The sequence below is a fragment of the Solitalea agri genome (assembly GCF_023914155.1).
Lineage (GTDB): Bacteria > Bacteroidota > Bacteroidia > Sphingobacteriales > Sphingobacteriaceae > Solitalea > Solitalea agri.
Genome location: NZ_JAMWYS010000028.1, coordinates 58708 through 80934 on the forward strand (window position 1 = coordinate 58708; position 22227 = coordinate 80934).

Below are 22227 nucleotides of genomic sequence, written 5' to 3' on the forward strand. Positions count from 1 at the left end.
TTTACATTTGGATCATGAACTTAGTTGAAGGTAAAGAACAATTTATACAAGCATGGGGCACATTAGGCTCTAAATGGGGGATTAATCGTACAATGGCTCAAGTTCATGCTTTGTTAATGATCTCCCCTGATCCGTTAAGTACAGAAGATATTATGCAGGAGTTAAATATTTCCCGGGGAAACGCGAATATGAATGTTCGTGATTTGATCGATTGGGGTTTAGTTGAAAAGGTGCATAAATCGGGCGATCGCAAGGAATATTTTTGGGCCGAAAAGGATATTTGGAAGGTAACTACTCAAGTGGCTAAAGAGCGCAAGAAACGTGAGTTGGAACCGGTTCTTAAAGTGCTGGATCAGCTAAGTAATGTAAAAGGTGATCGAAATGATAAAAATGTGAAAGCATTTGTTGAAGGTATTTCCGGAATTAAACGTATGGCCACCAATGCCGACAAAACCTTAGAAACAATGATAAAAGCTGAAGAAAACTGGTTTTTTGGAGCAATTCTTAAACTATTTAAATAGCGAGAGCTATTTTTTTTAAATATATATTTCAATAAATATTGAAAGTTCTGAATATAAAATAAAAATGAAAACACTTTTAAATAAGATAATCGTATATGACAGCAACTGTAGAATATGTACAGGACTAAAAGACAAGTTGCTGCAGTTTACCAGCATTGAAGAAGAACGGGTGGTAGCGTTTGCTCTTCTTAACGATGAGTTAATAAGGAAAATTGATTCGGATCGATTTAAAAATGCAATGGCTTTAATAGATGTTCAGAATGGTGATACCATTTATGGAAGTCAGGCGATAGCTTACATCTTTTCAACTCAAAATCAACTAATTGAAAAGCTGCTATCGCTCAAACAGGCTTATCGATTGTTTAATTTTCTTTATCAAACACTGGCCTACAATCGTTACATCATTGCAACACCTAAAAGCCAATTTGCATGCGATTGTTTTCCGGACAAAGTAATCCGTTTTCGAATCGCTTACATTTTACAAGCAACCAGCCTCTCCGTTTTTCTTACTTGCATATTTGGCATTTCACTAAAAGGCTTCTTCCCTGCCCTTTCGAATGGACAAGCTGCTATGCAGATGTTACTGATGGCAGGAACCGGTTGGGTTATTCAAATTGCCCTTGCAGCAATATGCTTAAGAGATAAAGCCATTGATTATATCGGTCATCTGGCAAGTATAATGGTAGTTGGTTTATTGATACTGGTTCCCTGGATGCTGATTCATTTTATTGCAGGCGTCAATCTTTATTACCTGCCTTTAATAAGTGTTTTATTCAGTAGTTGGTATATGTTGAAAATGCACCTCCATCGAATTAATTACTTACAACTGCCTAAATGGCTTTCTGTTAGCTGGTTCATTTTGCTTCAGATTACGGCTGTGTGTTGGGTTTACTATTTCCACTTTAATAACTAAAACCATGAACATATTAAAAAGAATACCGATCAAGTACCATGGAGAATTGCACGACATCCGTTTGATAAACTTCACGGTTGATATAGATGAAGTAAAGGAGCTTGTTCCCCATCAGATTAGGATCCGTGATTTTGATGGAAGAGCAATGATATCAATGGTTGATGTAAAGCTTAAGAATATGCGACCTGCTTTCGCACCAAAGTTTTGCACGTTTTCTTATCGGCACATTGCTTTCCGCTTATTGGTGGAAGATGAACACCTTAATGCGGGAAGTAACAAGGGCATCTTTTTCTGCAAGGCTTTTACTAATAATCCAATAATGGTTATCGGAGGAAAAGCATTAACCGAATATCGTTTAGAAAATGCTAGAATAATGGAGAATGGAGACACAGTTAAGGTTAATAATGGTAAACATAAAGTTGAGTATACATTGAGCAATAAGCTATGTGAAAGCACTTTTTTTGAGAATCAAGAATTAAGAAAAATGATTGGAGCAATTGATCGAGCCTATTCAACACTTGATAACAATGTTAGGGTTACTCAAATTCAACGCGAGAAATGGCCTATTCAACAAGTGGAATGTTCGTCTTTTTCAACCAACTTTTTTAAGTCGGCAAAGTTTATTGGCGCTTTCAGAGTTTTTGAGACGATTTATTATCAATGGCTTCCACCTAAATCAATCTGATATGAAAATTGTAATACTTGGAGCAAGCGGGCAAATTGGCAGCTTAATTTTTGAAAAGTTGAAGGTGGATTTTGATGTAATGGGTACGGCGAGAAGAGGGACAGATGTCCTTTATCAATTTGATCCATTTACGGATGATTGGGAGAAGCTCGGGAAATGTGATGTGTTGATCAATTGCATCGGGCAAATTGAAGAAAAACGGTCGAGTTCTTTTCTAAGGATACATTACGACCTAATCAATATCATTATTAAGAATAGAGAGCTGATTGGAAACCCCAGAATTATTCAACTTTCTGCCTTGGGCGCTTCAACGAATCATACTATTGAATTCTTCAGAACCAAAGGACTCGCTGACGATTACTTAATTCAGTTGGATAACACGGTGATAGTGCGTCCGTCAATTGTTTGTACACATCTTACCACCTTGGTCCGAAAGTTAAAAATACTTCAAGCCATAGCACGAGTAACTAATGGGCTATTAGTTCTGCCTCGTGGATTCAAAGAACACCTAATACAGCCAATTATTCCTTCGGATCTGGCTGAGCTGGTGAAACAGTTGTGTGCGATTAAAGAATTACCACAATTAGTGGATGCCGTTGGACCTGATCGAATAGCGTTTAACACATTGATCAGCATTGCTCTTAAGAATAAGATCAGAATGGTTGAGGTTCCTAAACTGGTTTTTGATGGATTGGTTAACGGAATCATTGCAAGGGTTTTTCCGAAGCTCATTAATAAACAAGAGTATCAATTGCTATTTACGGATAACCTTGCAAATCCAACAGGTATTCAGGAACTACTGAACAAACCGTTGAGTTCTACTTTAAATTTCTGGGAAACAGAGTTAAACTAAAATTAAAATGCCAATTATACATCTCAGCACCGAAATAAAAGCTCCAATTCAAATCTGTTTTAATCTGGCCCGAAGTATTGATCTGCACCAATTATCGATGAGGCATACCAATGAAAAGGCCATTGCAGGAAGAACCTCCGGGCTACTTGAATGGGGAGAAAGCGTTACCTGGCAAGCAAAACACTTCGGTATTAAACAACAACTAACCTCAAAAATCACCGGATTTACGTATCCAATTTTCTTTAGAGACGAAATGACCAAAGGGGTTTTCAAACGGATTAATCACGAACACTGGTTCATAACTGAAAATGGACATACTGTTATGACCGATGTTTTTGAGTTTGAATCTCCTTTTGGGGTCTTCGGTAAAGTATTCAACAGCCTTATTCTTTATGATTATTTAAAGCAATTGCTCGAGAACCGAAACGCCCTTATTAAACTGATTGCTGAAGGCGGTCAATGGAAAAGTATTTTGAAGTATGAACAAAACAAGGTTTACTATGAACACTGAAAAATTTTATCGCCAATTATTTGCATGTGCAGCTATCTATAATATTGCCTGGGGAGTTATAGTCATTCTATTCCCAGATCTATTGTTTGAACTGCTCGAGATTCCTCCTTTAAACTACCCTTTTTTAATGAGCGGCATCGGTATGTTCGTTGGAGTATATGGCTACGGTTATTGGGTGGTCTCTAGAGAACCGCTGAAATATCCACAACTCGTTTTTATTGGGTTATTAGGAAAAGTTCTTGGTCCGATTGGGTGGTTCTACCACGTTTATTTAGGAGATATTCCGTTACGCAGCATGTGGATCAATGTGTTCAATGACCTCTTTTGGATTCCTTTTTTTATAGCATATCTGATTTGGGTAAGAAAGAATAGTATTAGCTCTTCAAAAATCTCAAACTAATTTCTATTGCTTCTTTAGTATGTTCTGGTAATTGCTTGTCAGTCCAGGGATGCTTACCGCCAAAGGTATGATTGGCCCCCTCAATAATTTTGAGGTCACTCGCAGGCATTCTGTTTTGGAGCAACTCAACTTCTGAAAGACTGACTGCCTCATCGTTGCTGCCATGGATAAATTGAACCGGAACATTGACTTGCTGAGCGTTTGCCAATAAATCAAGTCGATGTCGGTTAGCGTAGAAATCAGTATAGAGTTGATAGTACTGAGGCAGCTGTTGTTTGGTGCGGGCATTTAAGATATATTCAACCCCTTCCTTACGCCAATGTTCTTCATTAAATGCAGTTACTCTTTTTTCAAAATCGCCAACAGAAGCCCAGGCCAATACCTTTTTAACGCGTGCATCTTCTGCAGCTTTAAGAAGGGAGATCCCTCCTCCCATACTGTGTCCCCAGAGATACAATTGGCCGCTGTCAATCTCATCTGCAAAAGTGTTTTCGTTAAGTATAAAATCGATTATAGCTCCTAAATCATCTAACTGGATAGAATAATTGTTGTTTCCAAAAGCGTCTAAGTCCACAAAATCGGTTTGCTTATCAGGAGTAGTGCCGTTATGAGAGTAATTGAAGGCTACAACAAAAAATCCTTCGTTAGCAAATCGTTTAGCTAATTGAGGAAAATTTCCCCAATCTTTAAAACCCTTAAATCCGTGTGAAAAGATTAAAATGGGTTTTGGCTGCTGGCTGCTAACAAAATGGATATTAGTTGCCATTTGTTTACCCGATGAATGAATTAAGAGCGAAAGTTCTTTCATTTATTTTAAGGTTGAGATAAGCATTTTGCTATGATGATGCTCCACATGATAAATCGTAAAGTAGAGCATTTCTCGCAAAGTTAGTTTTCCCAATATCGGATGAGGTAGTAAGTATGAATCCAGTTGGTCCTCATCATAACTGTTGATCCCCTTTTCTAGTTTATCTAATGCTGATATTAAACTATTTATCAAACGTACTTTTTCGGCCAGAGGCACTGCTTTAGGAATGAATTTAGAAGGTGCCTTAGCTCCATTTGAAAGTTTTAACTGGTATCGATTAACCAATTCGGGATAGGGACGCGAAGTGCGATCAGGCTTTCCGAATAATAATCTAAGCAAAAACTTCGGAAGCAGAAAAGCCGGGGTAACCGCTGAAACAGATATTAAAATATGATCCAGCTGTTGCCCTGCAGTCCATTTTTCGTTTACTGAAAGCATGAAAGCATAATCATCTAAACCGTGTAAAGTCTCAATAAACTTTTGATGGTTTACCTGTAATGCTTCTATAATTTCATTCCGAGTAAGAATGGTAATAGTTGATGTTGAATTATTCATTGACAAATTTTATAGCTCCCCATTTTTCAGGAATATGCATATTGACTACACCCATTGGGCTCCAAACCCAATTGTATTCGGGTAATGAATGCCCGGTTTTTGGATCTTTACGTTTTAAATAGCTCCCATCTACAGTATCAAAACGCCACTGTACTCTGGAGAAGTTCATCTTCCATGATTCACCCAACTGCGGAGCCTGGTTTTCCTTAAATGAATTCCAAGGGATAAACATTTCTACTGACCAGCCATTATCCACATCTGTTGGATTGTTTAAGCTACCCATTAACGCAACGGCAGTTTCTAACCCGGCTGCAGTCCAGTTATTGTCAGGTCGGCCTCCCTTGCTATAGGCCTTATCAAGCTTCAAATCCCAAACGGTATTTAATGCATTAACCTCAATTTCATAATAATTTAAGCCATCATTTCCAGGATCTATAAAAACTTCAAAATCATTATCGTGAAAAATGATAGCATCATGTTTGGTTAATGAAGCCTGAAGCTGAGGTTCTTCAAGCTGAGCATAAATATAGAGTCCTTGGTCACTCCAAAGCATTTTAAATCGTGTGGTATAAAATGGAGCTGGTTTATTTTTCCCTTCTATGTCGGTGAAATAATCGCTCCAATCTGCATTTTCCCAAGCAGATTCATCGGCTTTTCCGTCAACTGTAATTGCACTATTTGTCTTTTTGCAATTGAAATAGGATGATTTAGCCGGAGTCTGGGTTTGTGCTGACGAAGTATGAGAGGAGGCGCAGAAGGAACAAAACAGGCAAATTGTAAGAACAAGGGAATTATAGGGAAACATCGATAAAATCTAAATAATTGATGCTTAAATATACTCAGAACTTGCAAAAGCGATCATATAATCTTCAAATTCCTGATAGTGAATTGTAAAATCAACCGGGCAGTTTTGCTCAAGTATATTTGCCTGCATTTGCCCTTTAGGCTTATAGTCGAAAGGCTTTAATCGGATATGTTCCTGCAGACTTACTGATTTTTTTCCAAACAATTTATATAATGCTTCTTTGCCAGCCCAACAGGCATATAAATGTTTCGTTCTTTGTTCTGGATTAATAAAGGCCTGCTCATTTTTGCTCAGAAACTTATCTTCAATTCTCAGAATTTTGTCCTTAATCAACTCAATATCAATGCCCACTTTTTTGCTTTTGCTAATCATTACAGCGGCATAATCAAAAGAATGGCTCAATGAAAAATGGTGAGGCAGGTTAACCAGGTAAGGCTTGTGATGTTCGTCAAGCGCCGTTTTTATAAAATCGGGTGTATTGATTAAACTTCTTAGAAGAACGCGACTGCTGAGCCAATGCAATTCTCGTTTACCCTTGCTTAAACTTTCATAAACCTCTTTTTCTGATTGATCTAATTGAAGTTTTGAATAAAGTAACTCGGCCGGTTCTTCAATTTTCCAAACGGCGTATTCGGTATCAGTATCAATAATTTTATGGAGCACAATGGCCATTACTGTAGATTTATGTAATGAGTATCTTGTTATTACTAGTTAATATAGTTTACTTAGCTAGCAGCTAAAATAACAGTAAACTGAGCTCAAAGATCGCTCATAAAACGACTTATAAAAATTATATTTTTGGTCCTTAAATTAACATAGATGATTCTTTCCGATAAACTTATTTTGCAAGAGATTGAAAAAGGAACAATAGTAATTGAACCATATGATCGAAAATATTTAGGCACAAATTCTTACGATGTGCATCTTGGGAAGTATTTGGCCACTTATAAAGATCGCGAACTTGATGCGCGCAAGCATAACGAAGTGGTGCATTTCGAAATTCCGGAGGAGGGTTTTTTACTTCAGCCTAATACACTATATCTTGGGGTAACGGAAGAATATACCGAAACGCATGCACACGTGCCTTTTTTAGAAGGTAAATCAAGCACGGGTCGTTTGGGTATCGATATTCACGCAACAGCAGGAAAAGGCGATGTTGGTTTTTGTAACACCTGGACGCTTGAAATTTCATGTGCGCAGCCGGTTCGTATTTATGCAGGTATGCCAATTGGCCAGCTAATTTATTTTGTGGTTGAAGGTGAAGTAGAAAACCTTTATAATCATAAACAAAATGCTAAATATACAGGCAGAACAGCAAAACCTGTAGAGTCTATGATGTGGAAAAATAGCTTTTAGTGAGAATTCGCTAAAAGCTACTTTGTTTCTTTACTAAACTTATAAAACTTTGACAGCAAAGTCTTTATATTGTTTTTTTTACACTTACCTTTCTCTTTCTCTTCTCCTTTTTCGTAAATTATATTTAAGTGATTTAACTAAGGGTTGCTATTAACCCAATCTGAAACTAAAGACCTTTCAGTACGCGCTTTTTTTTGCATAGTTTATTCCTAATCTAATCTTGCGACTATGAAAAAGTCTCTCTTCGCTATCGTTACCATTATAGGTTTGGCTGCCATAGCCTTATCAGCACGCTTTCCGAGTGATGGAAGCCCTTTAATAAAAAAAATCTCAAAGAATCTTGAAGAGCTTTACCTTAAAGTCCCCCAAGAAAAGGTATATGTTCAGTTTGATAAGCCTTATTACGCGGCAGGGGACAATATATTTTTTAAAGCCTATGTGGTAAACGCGAACGATCACACTCCTTCCCAGTTAAGTAAATTGGTTTATATCGATATTTTAAATGGGGATGAACAGATTGTTAAGCAGCTGATGCTAAAGAAAGACCATGGTGAATACAATGGAACCATTGGATTGACAGATTCAATGCCTGAAGGTACTTACCGTTTAAGGGCGTATACCAATTGGATGAGAAATTTCGATGAGGACTATTTTTTCACCAAGGAGTTAAAGATCGGAAACTCGAGGCTTACCAATGTTTATAGTTCTATTGACTACGAGTACGATAAAGCGCAAAAAAATGACGAAGTAATGGCGGTAATTAAGTTTCAGGATGAGAAAGGCCAGCCGATTAAAAGCAAGAATGTAAGTTATGAGGTGATTATGGTAGGCAGAAGCGGCACTAAAGGCAAAGCCGAAACCACTGAACAAGGAGAAATCAAGATACCGGTGGAGAATATTAACAATGCCAACTACGCTCACAAACGGATTATTACCTCAATTAACTATGATGGACTGCCATTTGTAAAATCATTCTATCTGCCATATTTCTCTTCGGATATTGATCTTCAGTTCTTTCCTGAAGGTGGCTACCTGGTGGAAACAATCCCCAATATTGTTGCATTTAAGGCCGTTGATGTTCATGGAAAAGGTGTAGATATACAAGGATATATTACCGATCAGAATAATAATAACATAACTGATTTCAATACAAAATATTTGGGAATGGGTAAGCTAGCCCTGATTCCCGAACCCGGCAAGAAATACACCGCTCACTTCAAAAATCGTGGAGGAACAGAACAAACAGTTGCCCTGCCCGGAGCTGTTTCTGATGGCATTGTGTTAAATCTGCGTACACAAACCAAAGATCGGATTCAGGGAATGCTAATAGCTTCAAAAGCTTTTCAGCAGACCAGTAAAGAAGTGGTGGTAATTGGGCAGTCGCATGGTGTAATTTATTATACAGCTAGTGAAAAACTAGAAGATAAGGCCTATCAAATTGCTATCCCTAAGGATAATTTTCCTAGCGGGGTTGCACAAATTACTGTGTTTACAATTGATGGAACTCCGTTAGTGGAACGATTGGTATTTATTAATAAAAATGACGGACTGAATATTGAAGTAATCAGCGATAAGCAAGTGTACGGTCAGCGAGATAAAGTTGACATGTCTGTAGCGGTTAAAGACAAATACGGAAATCCTGTTGAGGGCGACTTTTCAATTGCTGTTACGGATGATCAGTCTGTAACAATCGATCCGCACTCCAACAACATACTTTCCAATTTATTGCTTACATCAGATTTAAAAGGAACCATTGAGCAACCCGGATATTACTTTGATTCAAAGAATACCGATGCTGATGCCAATTTAGATTTATTAATGTTAACTCAGGGCTGGAGAAGGTTTGAATGGAATGATATAATTGCTGGGAAAACTCCCGAAACCAACCATCCGATAGAAGTTGGAATGTCAGTAGCAGGGAAAGTGACCTCAATGTCGGATAATACGGCAATTAAAAATGGCGCGATTACCTTCTTTAGTGCTAAAAACAAAGAGATTTTTGAAGTTTCAAAAACTGATGAAAAAGGCAAATTCTTAATCACGGGTTTAGAATTCGCAGATAGTACCCGGTTTATTCTTCAGGCACGCAATGAAAAAGGTGGCAAAGCAGTCGATATTGAAGTTGAAGACTCTTTTCATCCTGCCCCGCTTAATCATTTGGTTGTTCCTGAAAATGTGAATGTTCAATTGGCACAGTACATTAAATCGAACAGGAAGCCATTTGAATATGAAAGAGCTAAGTATGGATATAAAACTGTGTTGTTAAGCGAGGTGGTGGTAAGAAGTACAAGATTGAGAACCAGTGAGCCATCGGTTATGAAATTATATTCTCATGCTGATGCTGTGCTTACTGCCGATGATATTGCCAAATCATCTGCCCTCAGTTCGGGTAATCTTTTGGATGCAATAAGAGGTCGCGTGGCCGGCGTTCAGGTTATTGGTAATGATGTATTAATTCGTGGTCCGAGCACTATTTTCGGAAGTACAAGTCCACTTGTTGTGCTTGATGGCACCGAAACAGACGTTGGCTGGCTTTCAATGATAAATCCGAATGATGTGGCATCCATTGATTTCTTAAAAGGTCCGAGTGCAGCAATTTATGGCTCAAGAGGAGCTAATGGTGTAATCGCGGTTTACACAAAAAGAGGTAAATTTTTAAGTGGTGCTTATTACAAAAAAGGATTATTAAGCTTTTATCCGATAGGTTATCATGTTGCTAAAGCATTTTATGTTCCTAAGTACGACCAAGAGAACAAAGCAAGTGTTCCTGACTTTAGAACAACCATTTATTGGAACGGAATGGTTAGAACAAATGCCGACGGGATGGCTAAGGTTTCATTTTTTACAGCCGATAATACAACCACTTATTCCACCATTATTGAAGGTGTTGCCAACAATGGTGACATTGGTCGTGGTACTCATTCAATGAAAGTAGTTTCAAAGAATCCTTAATTACGTATAATAAATTATGGCTTAAAATGGAAGAGCGACTTACTGAGTCGCTCTTCTTTTATTTTCAATAGTTTAATTAACTGAAGTGGTTAATATTTTGGTGTGAAACCCATATTCCAGAACATGAATGACCATTGGTCAGTAGCCTCCTCAATTATTTTTGAAGTAGGTTTTCCTGCTCCATGCCCAGCTTTTGATTCAATTCGGATTAAAATTGGGTTGTCACCTGAATGCTTTTCTTGTAAAGTGGCTGCAAATTTAAACGAGTGTGCCGGAACTACACGGTCGTCATGATCGGCAGTAATGATCATGGTTGCCGGATAATTGATACCTGGTTTGATAGTATGTAATGGTGAATACTTGATCAAATAATCAAATTGTTCTTTTTTATCACTTGAACCATATTCAACAGCCCAGCCCCAGCCGATGGTAAATTTATGGTAACGAAGCATATCGAGTACTCCTACCGCCGGAAAGGCAACTTTGAACAAATCAGGACGCTGAACCTCGCAAGCACCAACCAGTAAACCTCCGTTAGAGCCACCGGCAATTGCCAGGCGAGAAGATGATGTATATTTTTCTTTAATCAAGTATTCGCCGGCTGCTATATAATCATCAAACACGTTTTGCTTTTTTTCCATCATGCCGCCTTTATGCCAGTCTTCTCCATATTCGCCCCCACCTCGAAGATTAGCCAATGCGAATACACCGCCATTTTCCAGTAAGATTAATCTCGAAACACTGAACGAAGGAGTTAAACTGATGTTAAACCCGCCGTAAGCATATAAATAAGTTGGATTGCTTCCATCCAGTTTCAAGCCTTTTTTATGCACAATGAACATTGGCACTTTAGTGCCATCTTTGCTGGTATAAAACACCTGCTTGGTTTCGTAATCGGCAGTGTTAAAGTTGATCTCTGTTTTACGGAATACGGTTGATTTACCTGAGCCAATCTCATAGCGATAAATAGTTCCCGGATTGGTAAAGCTGCTGAATGTATAGAAAAACTCGTTATCCTCTTTTTTGCCAGATGGCAAAGACGCTGTTCCAATGCCCTCCAGTTTAATTTCACGAACTAGTTTTCCATTTAATTCGTGCTCATATAAGCGGGTGCTGGCATCTTTAAGATAAGAGGTGAATAGTTTACCTCCTCCGGTTGAAGCTCCGTTCAATAAATCTTTAGACTGTGGAATGATTTCTTTCCAGTTGGCCTGATCAGGATTATTAGGGTCAACAGAAATAACACGGAAATTCGATGCATTGTTATTCGTTAATACAAGCAAACGGTCGCCATCATTATCAATAACATCATAATCGAATTCAAAACCTTTAAATAGTAATTTGAAGTCACCGCCTTTTGTTAAATCTTTCCAATAAACCTCGGTTCCATGGGTTCCTTCCGAAGAAACTACAATTAAAAAGCGCTCATCTTCTGTAACTCCTGCACCAAAGTAACGCAGCGGATGATCCTTGTCCTGATAAATCAGTTCATCGGCCGATTGTGGTGTGCCCATTTTATGATAGTAAATTTTTTGAAACTGGTTCTGGTTCGAAAACTCTTTGCCAGCAACAGGTTCGTCGTAGCGACTATAATAAAATCCATCTTTACACCAGTTTGCTCCCGAAAACTTTACCCATTTGATCACATCGCCGGTAGGCTGTTGAGTAGCTACATCAATTACTTTTATTTCCACCCAATCCGATCCTGATGCAGTGGTCCCGATGGCAGCATATTTATTGTCTTTAGAAAAATTGATGTTATTTAATGCAACGGTTCCATCTGCAGAAAGCTTATTCGGATCGAGGAAAACTTTTGGAGTTCCGGTAAGCCCTTTCTGATAGTATAAAACAGCCTGATTTTGTAAGCCATCGTTTTTATAGAAAAAGTAGTTATCCCCTTTTTTAAAAGGTGCCGAGTATTTCGGATAGTTCCACAGTTCAGTTAATCGCTGTTTGATCTTATCACGGTAAGGGATTTGAGAAAGATAGCCTTGTGTAACCTGATTTTCGGCTTTCACCCATTCCTTAACATCAGCAGCAGTGTCGTTTTCTAACCAGCGGTAAGGATCAGCAATGGTGGTTCCGAAATAATTGTCTGTTGTGTTGTCTTTTTTAGTGTCGGGATATTTGATCATATTTTTTTGTTGGGCATTGGCAGAAATACCTGCTATTAATGCCATCAGTAATAGATAATGTTTTTTCATGAAAAAGAGTTTTGATTAGCGGATTAAAAATAGAACTTTCCTTCAAAACTTAGGTAGTACTTGCTAAGCAATGAATTTAGGCTTGTGTTATGTTTTTTTACCTTTGCAAAAAAATAATCCATTGCAAGAAAAGAAAAAGATCTATTTCGCATCCGATTTTCACCTGGGCGTTCCTACTTATGAGAAAAGCAGGGAACGCGAAGACCGTGTGGTTCGTTGGCTTGATTTTATTAAAAACGATGCTGCTGAAATTTACCTGTTAGGTGACATTTTTGATTTCTGGTTTGAATACAAGACGGTGGTTCCAAAAGGCTATATACGCCTACTAGGGAAGCTGGCCGAGTTGGCTGATAGCGGGATTAAACTCACGTTTTTCAAGGGTAACCATGATATGTGGATGTTTAATTATTTCGAAAAGGAACTGGGCGCCACCGTTATTTCTAATGAAAAAATTATAGAGCAGAACGGCAAAAGGCTGTTTGTTCATCACGGCGACGGACTTGGCCCTGGCGATTCGTTTTATAAAATGCTGAAGAAGTTTTTCAGAAGCAGTGTTTGCCAATGGTTATTTGCGCGCCTGCACCCAAATTTAGGAATTGGTATTGCCGATAAATGGAGCCGTGGTAGTCGTATTGCTAATGATAAAAAAGAAGAGTTTTTAGGAGAGGAGAATGAATGGCTCGCGATTTATTCAAAGGAAATGTTGCAAAAAGAGCATTTCGATTACTTTATTTATGGCCATCGTCATTTGCCTTTAGATATTAAGCTTTCAGCATCAAGCCGATACATAAACATTGGCGAATGGATTCACTTTAACTCGTATGCTGTGTTTGACGGTGAAAATGTGGAGCTTAAGTATTTCGAAAAGGAAAATCTTTAACCATCTAAACATCAGATACATTTCGCTGTTTAAGTATAAAAGCTTAATTTTGCAGCCCTAAAATAATCCCTAAGGATTTAAGAATATGATTGATAAACTGGATGCCATCAAGCAACGTTGGCAAGATGTAGAACAACAATTGTCGAGCCCAGAAGCAATGAGCGATATGAAACGCTTTGCTGCGCTTAACAAAGAATATAAAGAATTAACCAAGGTGGTGGAAAAAGCTGAGATCTATAAAAAAGTAGTCAGCAATATAGAAGCCAATAAGGAAATGTTAGCCACTGAAAAGGATGCAGAGATGAGAGAGATGGCTAAGCTGGATTTGGATGAATTACTTCCACAGAGAGACGAGCTGGAGGAAGAAATTCGTGTGATGCTGATTCCTAAAGATCCGGAAGACGCCAAGAATGCTATTCTTGAGATTCGTGGTGGTGCCGGAGGTGATGAAGCAAGTTTATTTGCAGGCGATTTGTATCGTATGTATATGCGTTTTTGCGAAGCCAAAGGGTGGAGAACCGAATTGGTGGATGAAACTGCAGGAACTGCCGGGGGTTATAAAGAGATCGTGATTAATGTTAGTGGTGAAGATGTGTATGGTCAGTTGAAATACGAATCGGGTGTTCACCGCGTACAACGTGTACCTTCAACTGAAACTCAAGGACGTGTTCACACTTCAGCAGCATCAGTGGTAGTTCTTCCTGAAGCTGACGAGTTTGATGTTCAGATCAACATGAATGATATTCGTAAAGATTTGTTCTGTGCTTCTGGTCCGGGTGGTCAATCGGTAAACACAACTTATTCGGCTGTTCGTTTAACACACATTCCTACAGGTGTTGTAGCTCAGTGTCAGGATGAGAAATCGCAGATCAAGAACTTCGAAAAGGCATTAGGTGTACTTCGTTCACGTATTTATGAGATGGAGTTGCAGAAACATTTGGAAGAAACTGCCAAGAAACGTAAAACCATGGTTTCTACCGGAGACCGTTCAGCTAAGATCCGTACTTATAACTTCCCGCAAAGCCGTATTACCGAACATAGAATTGGATTAACTTCCCACAATCTTTCGGCAGTGATGGATGGAGATATTCAGGATATTATTGATGCGCTGCAATTAGCGGAAAACGCAGAGCGTATGAAAGAAGGAACAACCGTATAAGGTTTTTTACATAAATTATTAAGAACCGGCTTATGGCCGGTTTTTTTGTGGCTTGGGGTCATTAAGTAATCGTATTTCTTAATGTTCCATAAGATTCAGAAAGGCAAATAGAATAGTTAATAGCTTCTTTTAAAGATAATTCAAAAAATCTATTTGACTTATGGGTAGCACCTAGGAATAGTTTATAATTAGCAATCACTTTTTTTAGAAAAGGCATAAACAAAAAAAGCCTCACATTTGTGAAGCTTTTTGCGGACCGGCTCAGCCGGGAGGACTCGAACCCGTCTCGGCTCAGCCGAGACCGTGGCAGTAAGGCATTCTAACCCTTAATCAAAATATTTGTGGGCTGTTTACAAAGCCATTCGAAGTATTCCTTTTTACATTTTTTGAGCTTTCGTTCCCGGATCAATGCTGATTGTTTATTGGCATGCTCTTCAACATAAATTAATTCCCATGGAGTTTTTGTCGAAGTGAATTGTGATAGGCCGAGGTTATGTTCCTCTAATCGTTTGCAATAATCTTCAGTGAACCCTTTATAGAAAGATCCATCTTTTCGGCTTTTTAAAATGCAGATGTAAAAAGGCATAAACAAAAAAAGCCTCACATTTGTGAAGCTTTTTGCGGACCGGCTGAGCCGGGAGGACTCGAACCCGTCTCGGCTCAGCCGAGACCGTGGCAGTAAGGCATTCTAACCCTTAATCAAAATATTTGTGGGCTGTTTACAAAGCCATTCGAAGTATTCCTTTTTACATTTTTGAGCTTTCGTTCCCGGATCAATGCTGATTGTTTATTGGCATGCTCTTCAACATAAATTAATTCCCAGGGAGTTTTTGCCGAAGTGTATTGTGATAGGCCGAGGTTATGTTCCTCTAATCGTTTGCAATAATCTTCAGTGAACCCTTTATAGAAAGATCCATCTTTTCGGCTTTTTAAAATGTAGATGTAAAAAGGCATAAACAAAAAAAGCCTCACGTTTGTGAAGCTTTTTGCGGACCGGACGGGACTCGAACCCGTCTCGGCTCAGCCGAGACCGTGACAGGGCGGCATTCTAACCCTTGATCAAAATATTTGTGGGCTGTTTACAAAGCCATTCGAAGTATTCCTTTTTACATTTTTTGAGCTTTCGTTCCCGGATCAATGCTGATTGTTTATTGGCATGCTCTTCAACATAAATTAATTCCCATGGAGTTTTTGTCGAAGTGAATTGTGATAGGCCGAGGTTATGTTCCTCTAATCGTTTGCAATAATCTTCAGTGAACCCTTTATAGAAAGATCCATCTTTTCGGCTTTTTAAAATGTAGATGTAAAAAGGCATAAACAAAAAAAGCCTCACATTTGTGAAGCTTTTTGTCCCGGCTGAGCCGGGAGGACTCGAACCCGTCTCGGCTCAGCCGAGACCGTGACAGGGCGGCACTCTAACCTTGATCAAAATATTTGTGGGCTGTTTACAAAGCCATTCGAAGTATTCCTTTTTACATTTTTTGAGCTTTCGTTCCCGGATCAATGCTGATTGTTTATTGGCATGCTCTTCAACATAAATTAATTCCCATGGAGTTTTTGTCGAAGTGAATTGTGATAGCCCGAGGTTATGTTCCTCTAATCGTTTGCAATAATCTTCAGTGAACCCTTTATAGAAAGATCCATCTTTTCGGCTTTTTAAAATGTAGATGTAAAAAGGCATAAACAAAAAAAGCCTCACATTTGTGAAGCTTTTTGCGGACCGGACGGGACTCGAACCCGCGACCTCCGCCGTGACAGGGCGGCATTCTAACCAGCTGAACTACCGATCCAAGAATTTTTAATTTGTTTCAGAAACCGTTTGTTTCTGAATTTGAAGCCTCTGCTTCGTTTTTAGCTGCGGACCGGACGGGACTCGAACCCGCGACCTCCGCCGTGACAGGGCGGCATTCTAACCAGCTGAACTACCGATCCAAGATTTTTAATTGATTCAGAAACCGTTTGTTTCTGAATTGAAGCGTCTGCTTCTTTTTAGCTGCGGACCGGACGGGACTCGAACCCGCGACCTCCGCCGTGACAGGGCGGCATTCTAACCAGCTGAACTACCGATCCAATCCCCTTATTTTGGGACTGCAAATATAGAGTCTTTGTTTTAAACTACAAGAAAAAAATCAAAAAAGGAGTAATCGGCTCTAAACGATTAAGTTTTTTAACTTTAAACACAGGTTAAGCTCATTAAGATTTACAATAATTGATTAATGCTTTAGTGGGATACTAATTAATGTGCGGACATTGCCTTTAATCCAATAATGGACGCAATTAAGGTGGTAATGAAAAACAAGCGCCAGAAATCAGCAGGTTCGTTAAAGAAAATTATACCCATAAGTACGGTTCCAACTGCTCCAACACCCGTCCACACGGCGTAGGCGGTTCCAATAGGTAAGGTTTGCGTAGCTTTCACCAGCAAGATCATGCTAATGGTCAGGCAAATAAAGAAACCTGTATACCAGGCGATCGCTGTATTTCCTGTGGATACTTTGGCTTTTCCAAGGCATGACGCGAATCCAACTTCAAATAACCCTGCAATAATTAAAATAACCCAATTCATTTCGTTTCAGTTTTAGAACGGCAAAGATCACAACTGAAAGCTTCAATTCTTTTTACAAATGATAAAAAGTCATTTTATCTCGGCCCGTATTCGACTTAAAGTAACCTGGGAAACACCTAAGTAAGAAGCGATATACCCTAACTGTACCCTTTGTATTAGTTCCGGTTGACGTTCAATTAGCTCCTTATAGCGTTCAATTGCCGTCTTAAACTGTCGTGAAATTAATCGTTCTTCCGTTTTAACCAATTCATATTCCGCAAGTTTTCTGCCCCAATTACTGATATGTATATCTTCATTATACAGCTCCATCAGATCAACGGTTTTTAGTCTGTATAATTCCGAATCCTCTAATAACTCAATGGTTTCATATCCTGGCTTGTTATGGATATAACTGTTATACGAAAGCACCGTGTCCCCTTCTTTGCCAAACCAAAATGTTATCTCATGGGCTTCCGTATTTAGAAAAGCTCTTGCCATTCCTTTTGAAATGAAATACAGGTCTGTTTCGATTTTTCCAGTGTTAAATAATCGATGGCCTTTTGGAAACCGGGCAGGCGAAATTCTTTCAATAAGTTTGTTTAACGAGGCATCGCGTAAATCATAAATGGATCTAAGGATATCTTCTAGTTTCACCTTTATTTTTCAATATGTAAACGACAGTACTATTTCCTATCTTTGCCACCTGTTCTCAGACGGGTCTTGCCCTAAAGATAAAGTCTGATTACGAATACATTGTCATAAAATTAGGGATCTTCTTAAAAAACTATGAATATTTTACTTCTCGGATCAGGTGGCCGTGAACATGCTTTCGCCTGGAAAATTTCTCAAAGTAACCATTGCAGCAAATTATACATTGCTCCAGGAAATGCCGGAACGGCTTCATGTGGTCAGAATGTAGATATAAAAGCTACAGATTTTGAAGGTATAAAGCAATTTGTGTTGCAAAATGCAATTGAATTAGTAGTTGTTGGTCCTGAGGATCCTTTGGTTAAAGGTGTTCATGATTTTTTTTTAGCAGATGATCTGTTAAAAAAAGTGCCGGTAATTGGTCCGCAGAAGTTAGGCGCAACACTTGAAGGAAGTAAAGACTTCTCTAAGCAGTTTATGAAGCGTCATAATATTCCAACAGCAGCTTATGCAAGTTTTACTGCCGAGCAGTTGGAAGAGGGTTTAAAATACCTGGAAACCCAATCGTTGCCTATTGTTTTAAAGGCAGATGGTTTAGCTGCTGGTAAGGGTGTATTAATTTGTGAAACACTTGAAGATGCTAAAACAGAACTTACCGCAATGTTGGCTGATGCTAAATTTGGCGCTGCCAGCAGTACAGTAGTGATTGAGCAGTTCTTAAAAGGTATCGAACTTTCAGTATTTGTTTTAACAGATGGTAAAAGCTATAAATTGCTTCCATCAGCAAAAGACTATAAACGAATTGGCGAAGGCGATAAAGGTCTAAACACCGGAGGAATGGGTTCTATTTCGCCTGTCCCGTTTGCCAATGAAGAATTTATCAAGAAGGTGGAAGAGCGTATTGTTATTCCAACTGTTGAAGGACTTAAGAAAGATAATATTCCATACAAAGGATTCATTTTTATTGGGCTGATGAATGATGGTGGTGAGCCGTATGTGATTGAGTACAATGTGCGCATGGGCGATCCGGAAACGGAAAGTGTGTTACCTCGTATTAAGTCAGATTTAGTAGAGTTGTTTTTGGGTGTTGCTCATGAAAACTTAGCAGAAAAATCATTTGAGGTTGATGATCGTACCGCTACTACTATTATGCTGGTTGCAGGAGGGTATCCGGGTGATTATGAAAAAGGCAAAGAAATTACCGGTTTTGATGCTATTGAAGATAGCTTAGTATTTCATGCCGGAACAACACAAAAGGACGGTAAGGTTGTAACCGCAGGTGGACGTGTGATTGCCATAACAACACTGGGAAAAGACATCCCTTCAGCTTTAGCTGTTTCGAACGCTAATGCGCAGAAGATTAAATTTGAAGATAAATACTATCGTCGCGATATCGGATTCGATCTGCAATAAGCAACGTGAAATCAAAATATTTAGAGACCTGCAGCCGAAACTGCAGGTTTTTTTATGTCGATGAGAAAGAAAATGACTAAATTAATGAGTACAAAACAGTAAGTATGAAGCTACCTTTATGGACCATAGTTATTTGCTCATTGCTATGCATAACTACAACATTTTGTTCGAGGGAGCTTACCTTTGTAAGAGTTCAACCAAATGAACAATCCACTATTCGTGAAATGGAGCCCATGAAGAAAGATACTTCTATTAACAAAGTTGAAATAGAAGAGGCGAGTAGTTCCGCTGTTCTAAGCAAACCAGCTCTTTCTAATTCATATAAGGTTAAGCAAAAGCGATCAGGTTATGTTCCCCAAACAAGCACTTCAAGAAAATCGCTAACTGAGATCTACACAAATGCAGCTCACCAGAGCAAAAAAACGACATTAAGCCATAATGTAGCTAAATACAGCAAAGCATTACTCCCACCCTCTAAACCGCAAAAAAGCAAAACATATGGTGGTGCTATCCTTATGGGTTTGGGAATAGCAGCCGTACTAATAGGAGTTTTTGCTAATCCTGCTAGTTGGTGGGTAATTGTCCTTGGTGCTCTTATGTTCTTATTGGGAGCGGCGCTTTTAGTTTCTGGATCAATGAGTGGTTGGGGGCGATGAACCAACTTTTGCCTAAATAAGTTTCTGGAAAGTTCTCCACCATCTGTCAGGCATATCTCCGTTGCTGGCTGTTTGATAGTCAGCATAGCTGCAAGGCACTAAATAGAAACGTTCGTTTTTGGTATTATTTGGAAAAGGAATCTGCATCCACCAGCGACCCGTTTTAGGACTTTTGTAGAATACCACCTCATGACTCGTATCGCTCAAGAATGCCCTGTATTTTGTCATTTCTTCGGTAGGATTAAACGGATAATCCTGCTTACGATTATAATAACCTTCAATAAAACACCAGATCATTTGAGCTACCAGATGTGCTGAATGGCCGTATGGATCATGTTTCGGATTTAACTCATAAAACCCAATCGATAATAGCTTGTCGCTCATTCCGGCATAACGGCACATTTGGCAAGCCTGTTCGCCATAAAAACCATTAGGGGTTGCATTGCCATTACCCGGTGCGTCGCTCTGTCTAATCGCAGAAATATCAATGCTGATCATGTTGGCATTTCGGATAATAGGTTCCGAATCCTGAAGCTTATGGGTGATTTCTCCCAAACGATGGGTGTCAAAATACATCTTGTCCATCAAGCGTAAACTCTCCTGGCTTACGAAATAGGTTTGATAGCCGATATTACTATAGTTGAACAGGTTGTTTGGTTCATGAAGGATAATGCTGTTTAAATAAGATTTCGAAGAATTTTCATGCTCTTCAGAAGTGGCATCTAAATCAAATTGATTATCGATAGCAACGAGGTCAACACGTTGTTCAATGGCTTCATAAGCTAAATATTGAGCAAAAGAAAGATCCTGACCACCTCCTAAAATTATAGGAACTATGTTTAGCTTCATTAACTCTTCGCAAACAATGCGAAGGGCAACGTAGGTATCCTTTATTGTTTCTCCGGCCTTAATATTTCCCAGATCAGCAATGTTACTGCTGTAATTACCTTCGGTAAGCTTATATAAAAAAGAGCGAACACTATCGGGAGCTTTAGAACATCCGGCATTATTAATTGCCAAACGATCTTCTTCAACGCCAACCAATGCAATGTTTAATCCTTCAAAATCAGGAAATTCACTTCCTTGCGCATAGATTTTAATCGTAGAGCCCAAATTAAAAGCTTCATAACCGTTTGCAGGTATTATTGAATCAATATTAATGGGAGAAAGAAAGTCAGACAGGTTCATGGGGTATTATGGTTTTTGCAGCAACAAAGTAACAAAGGAATTCGGAAAAAGGAAATGACAATATTCAATTGATGCTGTTTGATGCAGGCACATTTTTGTTTATCGCCCTCATCACGTACTTTCGCAGTAAAACAGAATAATTTATGATTCTTATAACAGGTGCAACAGGATTCCTTGGCTCACAACTTGCACTCGATTTACTAAAACAGGGGAAATCAGTTAGAGCAATAAAACGGTCTTCTGCTGTTATTCCTGAAAGTTTAAAGAATAGCACAATTGAATGGGTTGAGGGTGATGTGCTGGATTATTTTTCAATAGAAGATGCACTTGAAGGCGTTAATTATGTATACCATTGTGCGGCAAAAGTGGCGCTGAATCCAAAGTACAAGGCCCAGATGTATCGCACCAATATTGAAGGAACCGCCAATGTGGTAAACGCATGTATGGTGAAAGGTGTAAAAAAGTTAATGCACGTTAGTTCAATTGCCGCAGTAGGATTTACCAAACCTGGAGAACTGATTACAGAGAACAATAAATTTGAATATGCGCCAACAAACTCCCCCTATGCAGTAAGTAAGTACGAAAGCGAGAATGAAGTTTGGCGTGGAGTTGCGGAAGGGCTAAATGCGATTGTCGTTAACCCGAGCATTATTATTGGGATGGATGATTGGGAGCGTGGAAGCGGACGTATATTCGGGATGGTTAATAAAGGCAATAAGTTTTATGCTGATGGTGGCTGTGGCTATGTGGATGTTCGGGACGTTAGTGCTTGCATGATCAAACTGATGGAGTCGGATTTGAAGAATGAACGATATGTGATTAATGCTGATAACCTCAGCTTTAAAGAGCTGCTGTCGTTAATAGCTCAAAACTTAAATAAACCTGTGCCTTCATTTAATGTAAAAAAATGGCAGTTGGCAATTGGCTGGCGCATCGCTAAACTAATATCCATTTTTACTGGAAAAGAGCCTGCACTAACTAAAGATACAGCGACCTCGGCTCCGGTTACTCAATTTTATTCCAATAAGAAAGTGTTGAATGCAATTGATCATCGATTTATACCTATTGCCCAAAGCATAAATGATATTGTTCAAAGGTGCAAAAAATAGGTTTTTGTCTGTTGGATATTGTAAAATAAGGCAATGATTTTTTAAAAATTCGAAATGAATACTGAT

25 protein-coding genes and 3 tRNA genes are annotated in these 22227 nt (G+C 38.9%); 13 read left to right on the top strand and 15 right to left on the bottom strand.

Annotation, left to right across the window (positions count from 1 at the left end; all coding sequences use genetic code 11):
- Window positions 1–14: 14 nt before the first annotated feature.
- From NF867_RS07855 to NF867_RS07880, 6 genes are all read left to right on the top strand, one after another.
- Window positions 15–521, top strand: a complete 507-nt coding sequence (locus NF867_RS07855; protein ID WP_252587265.1) for a GbsR/MarR family transcriptional regulator — start codon at window positions 15–17, stop codon at window positions 519–521.
- A gap of 64 nt (window positions 522–585) precedes the next feature.
- Complete coding sequence (locus NF867_RS07860) at window positions 586–1434, top strand: DCC1-like thiol-disulfide oxidoreductase family protein (RefSeq protein ID WP_252587266.1); 849 nt, start codon at window positions 586–588, stop codon at window positions 1432–1434.
- Between the two features lie 4 nt (window positions 1435–1438).
- Window positions 1439–2119 carry a DUF2071 domain-containing protein gene (locus NF867_RS07865; protein ID WP_252587267.1) on the top strand — a complete coding sequence of 227 codons (681 nt, stop codon included), beginning with the start codon at window positions 1439–1441 and terminating at the stop codon, window positions 2117–2119.
- A gap of 1 nt (window position 2120) precedes the next feature.
- Complete coding sequence (locus NF867_RS07870; RefSeq protein ID WP_252587268.1) at window positions 2121–2972, top strand: Rossmann-fold NAD(P)-binding domain-containing protein; 852 nt, start codon at window positions 2121–2123, stop codon at window positions 2970–2972.
- Window positions 2973–2979: 7 nt separating this feature from the next.
- Complete coding sequence (locus tag NF867_RS07875) at window positions 2980–3483, top strand: SRPBCC family protein (protein ID WP_252587269.1); 504 nt, start codon at window positions 2980–2982, stop codon at window positions 3481–3483.
- Window positions 3473–3883: a hypothetical protein gene (locus NF867_RS07880; protein ID WP_252587270.1), complete on the top strand. Its 411-nt coding sequence runs from the start codon at window positions 3473–3475 to the stop codon at window positions 3881–3883. The genes NF867_RS07875 and NF867_RS07880 overlap by 11 nt, the downstream gene beginning before the upstream one ends.
- Here NF867_RS07880 and NF867_RS07885 read toward each other — a convergent pair.
- Genes NF867_RS07885 through NF867_RS07900 form a run of 4 tightly spaced genes read right to left on the bottom strand, consistent with a single transcriptional unit; the run spans window position 3858 to window position 6723 of the window.
- On the bottom strand, window positions 3858–4691 hold the full coding sequence (locus NF867_RS07885; RefSeq protein ID WP_252587271.1) for an alpha/beta hydrolase family protein: 834 nt from the start codon (window positions 4689–4691) through the stop codon (window positions 3858–3860). The genes NF867_RS07880 and NF867_RS07885 overlap by 26 nt on opposite strands.
- The gene (locus tag NF867_RS07890) at window positions 4692–5246 is read right to left on the bottom strand and encodes a DinB family protein (protein ID WP_252587272.1); all 555 of its coding nucleotides are present in this window, start codon (window positions 5244–5246) and stop codon (window positions 4692–4694) included.
- The gene (locus NF867_RS07895) at window positions 5239–6051 is read right to left on the bottom strand and encodes a carbohydrate-binding family 9-like protein (protein WP_252587273.1); all 813 of its coding nucleotides are present in this window, start codon (window positions 6049–6051) and stop codon (window positions 5239–5241) included. The genes NF867_RS07890 and NF867_RS07895 overlap by 8 nt, the downstream gene beginning before the upstream one ends.
- Before the next feature lie 24 nt (window positions 6052–6075).
- Complete coding sequence (locus tag NF867_RS07900; RefSeq protein ID WP_252587274.1) at window positions 6076–6723, bottom strand: 4'-phosphopantetheinyl transferase family protein; 648 nt, start codon at window positions 6721–6723, stop codon at window positions 6076–6078.
- A 147-nt stretch (window positions 6724–6870) separates the two neighbouring features.
- On the opposite strand from NF867_RS07900, the gene dcd reads away from it, so the two are divergent.
- Both dcd and NF867_RS07910 read left to right on the top strand, forming a co-directional pair.
- Window positions 6871–7407, top strand: a complete 537-nt coding sequence (dcd, locus tag NF867_RS07905) for a dCTP deaminase (RefSeq protein ID WP_252587275.1) — start codon at window positions 6871–6873, stop codon at window positions 7405–7407.
- 228 nt (window positions 7408–7635) lie between these two features.
- Entirely contained in the window at window positions 7636–10359 is a 2724-nt protein-coding gene (locus NF867_RS07910; protein ID WP_252587276.1) for a TonB-dependent receptor plug domain-containing protein, read from the top strand.
- Window positions 10360–10448: 89 nt separating this feature from the next.
- Here NF867_RS07910 and NF867_RS07915 read toward each other — a convergent pair whose 3' ends face one another.
- The gene (locus NF867_RS07915) at window positions 10449–12563 is read right to left on the bottom strand and encodes a prolyl oligopeptidase family serine peptidase (protein ID WP_252587277.1); all 2115 of its coding nucleotides are present in this window, start codon (window positions 12561–12563) and stop codon (window positions 10449–10451) included.
- Window positions 12564–12684: 121 nt separating this feature from the next.
- Between NF867_RS07915 and NF867_RS07920 the strand changes: the two genes are divergently transcribed.
- Window positions 12685–13443 (top strand): UDP-2,3-diacylglucosamine diphosphatase, encoded by a 759-nt coding sequence (locus tag NF867_RS07920; protein ID WP_252587278.1) that lies wholly within the window; start codon window positions 12685–12687, stop codon window positions 13441–13443.
- Window positions 13444–13528: 85 nt separating this feature from the next.
- Complete coding sequence (gene prfA / locus NF867_RS07925) at window positions 13529–14602, top strand: peptide chain release factor 1 (RefSeq protein ID WP_252587279.1); 1074 nt, start codon at window positions 13529–13531, stop codon at window positions 14600–14602.
- A 319-nt stretch (window positions 14603–14921) separates the two neighbouring features.
- Here the strand turns inward: prfA and NF867_RS18470 are convergent, their stop codons facing one another.
- From NF867_RS18470 to NF867_RS07955, 9 genes are all read right to left on the bottom strand, one after another.
- The gene (locus NF867_RS18470; RefSeq protein ID WP_380724766.1) at window positions 14922–15188 is read right to left on the bottom strand and encodes a GIY-YIG nuclease family protein; all 267 of its coding nucleotides are present in this window, start codon (window positions 15186–15188) and stop codon (window positions 14922–14924) included.
- Between the two features lie 113 nt (window positions 15189–15301).
- Window positions 15302–15556, bottom strand: a complete 255-nt coding sequence (locus NF867_RS07930; protein WP_252587280.1) for a GIY-YIG nuclease family protein — start codon at window positions 15554–15556, stop codon at window positions 15302–15304.
- 94 nt (window positions 15557–15650) lie between these two features.
- Window positions 15651–15917, bottom strand: a complete 267-nt coding sequence (locus tag NF867_RS18475) for a GIY-YIG nuclease family protein (protein WP_380724768.1) — start codon at window positions 15915–15917, stop codon at window positions 15651–15653.
- Between the two features lie 72 nt (window positions 15918–15989).
- Window positions 15990–16283 carry a GIY-YIG nuclease family protein gene (locus NF867_RS18480; RefSeq protein WP_380724770.1) on the bottom strand — a complete coding sequence of 98 codons (294 nt, stop codon included), beginning with the start codon at window positions 16281–16283 and terminating at the stop codon, window positions 15990–15992.
- A gap of 35 nt (window positions 16284–16318) precedes the next feature.
- Window positions 16319–16392 (bottom strand) — tRNA-Asp (locus NF867_RS07935).
- 68 nt (window positions 16393–16460) lie between these two features.
- A tRNA-Asp gene (locus NF867_RS07940) sits at window positions 16461–16534 on the bottom strand.
- Window positions 16535–16598: 64 nt separating this feature from the next.
- Window positions 16599–16672, bottom strand: a tRNA-Asp gene (locus NF867_RS07945).
- A gap of 166 nt (window positions 16673–16838) precedes the next feature.
- Window positions 16839–17168 carry a DMT family transporter gene (locus tag NF867_RS07950; protein WP_252587281.1) on the bottom strand — a complete coding sequence of 110 codons (330 nt, stop codon included), beginning with the start codon at window positions 17166–17168 and terminating at the stop codon, window positions 16839–16841.
- 69 nt (window positions 17169–17237) lie between these two features.
- The gene (locus NF867_RS07955; protein WP_252587282.1) at window positions 17238–17801 is read right to left on the bottom strand and encodes a Crp/Fnr family transcriptional regulator; all 564 of its coding nucleotides are present in this window, start codon (window positions 17799–17801) and stop codon (window positions 17238–17240) included.
- Between the two features lie 132 nt (window positions 17802–17933).
- On the opposite strand from NF867_RS07955, the gene purD reads away from it, so the two are divergent.
- Both purD and NF867_RS07965 read left to right on the top strand, forming a co-directional pair.
- Window positions 17934–19208 carry a phosphoribosylamine--glycine ligase gene (gene purD, locus NF867_RS07960; RefSeq protein WP_252587283.1) on the top strand — a complete coding sequence of 425 codons (1275 nt, stop codon included), beginning with the start codon at window positions 17934–17936 and terminating at the stop codon, window positions 19206–19208.
- A 104-nt stretch (window positions 19209–19312) separates the two neighbouring features.
- Entirely contained in the window at window positions 19313–19864 is a 552-nt protein-coding gene (locus NF867_RS07965) for a hypothetical protein (protein ID WP_252587284.1), read from the top strand.
- Window positions 19865–19876: 12 nt separating this feature from the next.
- On the opposite strand, the gene NF867_RS07970 is transcribed toward NF867_RS07965, so the two are convergent.
- Window positions 19877–21052: a formimidoylglutamase gene (locus NF867_RS07970; RefSeq protein WP_252587285.1), complete on the bottom strand. Its 1176-nt coding sequence runs from the start codon at window positions 21050–21052 to the stop codon at window positions 19877–19879.
- A gap of 143 nt (window positions 21053–21195) precedes the next feature.
- On the opposite strand from NF867_RS07970, the gene NF867_RS07975 reads away from it, so the two are divergent.
- Window positions 21196–22161 (top strand): NAD-dependent epimerase/dehydratase family protein, encoded by a 966-nt coding sequence (locus NF867_RS07975; RefSeq protein ID WP_252587286.1) that lies wholly within the window; start codon window positions 21196–21198, stop codon window positions 22159–22161.
- The last annotated feature ends 66 nt before the right edge of the window (window positions 22162–22227 follow it).

Excerpts from the sequence above, each read along its gene's own strand:
- NF867_RS07855 (WP_252587265.1), top strand. The coding sequence starts at position 15 with ATGAACTTAGTTGAAGGTAAAGAACAATTTATACAAGCATGGGGCACA.
- NF867_RS07860 (WP_252587266.1), top strand. The coding sequence starts at position 586 with ATGAAAACACTTTTAAATAAGATAATCGTATATGACAGCAACTGTAGA.
- NF867_RS07865 (WP_252587267.1), top strand. The coding sequence starts at position 1,439 with ATGAACATATTAAAAAGAATACCGATCAAGTACCATGGAGAATTGCAC.
- NF867_RS07870 (WP_252587268.1), top strand. The coding sequence starts at position 2,121 with ATGAAAATTGTAATACTTGGAGCAAGCGGGCAAATTGGCAGCTTAATT.
- NF867_RS07875 (WP_252587269.1), top strand. The coding sequence starts at position 2,980 with ATGCCAATTATACATCTCAGCACCGAAATAAAAGCTCCAATTCAAATC.
- NF867_RS07880 (WP_252587270.1), top strand. The coding sequence starts at position 3,473 with ATGAACACTGAAAAATTTTATCGCCAATTATTTGCATGTGCAGCTATC.
- NF867_RS07885 (WP_252587271.1), bottom strand. The coding sequence starts at position 4,691 with ATGAAAGAACTTTCGCTCTTAATTCATTCATCGGGTAAACAAATGGCA.
- NF867_RS07890 (WP_252587272.1), bottom strand. The coding sequence starts at position 5,246 with ATGAATAATTCAACATCAACTATTACCATTCTTACTCGGAATGAAATT.
- NF867_RS07895 (WP_252587273.1), bottom strand. The coding sequence starts at position 6,051 with ATGTTTCCCTATAATTCCCTTGTTCTTACAATTTGCCTGTTTTGTTCC.
- NF867_RS07900 (WP_252587274.1), bottom strand. The coding sequence starts at position 6,723 with ATGGCCATTGTGCTCCATAAAATTATTGATACTGATACCGAATACGCC.
- dcd (WP_252587275.1), top strand. The coding sequence starts at position 6,871 with ATGATTCTTTCCGATAAACTTATTTTGCAAGAGATTGAAAAAGGAACA.
- NF867_RS07910 (WP_252587276.1), top strand. The coding sequence starts at position 7,636 with ATGAAAAAGTCTCTCTTCGCTATCGTTACCATTATAGGTTTGGCTGCC.
- NF867_RS07915 (WP_252587277.1), bottom strand. The coding sequence starts at position 12,563 with ATGAAAAAACATTATCTATTACTGATGGCATTAATAGCAGGTATTTCT.
- prfA (WP_252587279.1), top strand. The coding sequence starts at position 13,529 with ATGATTGATAAACTGGATGCCATCAAGCAACGTTGGCAAGATGTAGAA.
- NF867_RS18470 (WP_380724766.1), bottom strand. The coding sequence starts at position 15,188 with ATGCCTTTTTACATCTGCATTTTAAAAAGCCGAAAAGATGGATCTTTC.
- NF867_RS07930 (WP_252587280.1), bottom strand. The coding sequence starts at position 15,556 with ATGCCTTTTTACATCTACATTTTAAAAAGCCGAAAAGATGGATCTTTC.
- NF867_RS18475 (WP_380724768.1), bottom strand. The coding sequence starts at position 15,917 with ATGCCTTTTTACATCTACATTTTAAAAAGCCGAAAAGATGGATCTTTC.
- NF867_RS18480 (WP_380724770.1), bottom strand. The coding sequence starts at position 16,283 with ATGCCTTTTTACATCTACATTTTAAAAAGCCGAAAAGATGGATCTTTC.
- NF867_RS07950 (WP_252587281.1), bottom strand. The coding sequence starts at position 17,168 with ATGAATTGGGTTATTTTAATTATTGCAGGGTTATTTGAAGTTGGATTC.
- purD (WP_252587283.1), top strand. The coding sequence starts at position 17,934 with ATGAATATTTTACTTCTCGGATCAGGTGGCCGTGAACATGCTTTCGCC.
- NF867_RS07965 (WP_252587284.1), top strand. The coding sequence starts at position 19,313 with ATGAAGCTACCTTTATGGACCATAGTTATTTGCTCATTGCTATGCATA.
- NF867_RS07970 (WP_252587285.1), bottom strand. The coding sequence starts at position 21,052 with ATGAACCTGTCTGACTTTCTTTCTCCCATTAATATTGATTCAATAATA.
- NF867_RS07975 (WP_252587286.1), top strand. The coding sequence starts at position 21,196 with ATGATTCTTATAACAGGTGCAACAGGATTCCTTGGCTCACAACTTGCA.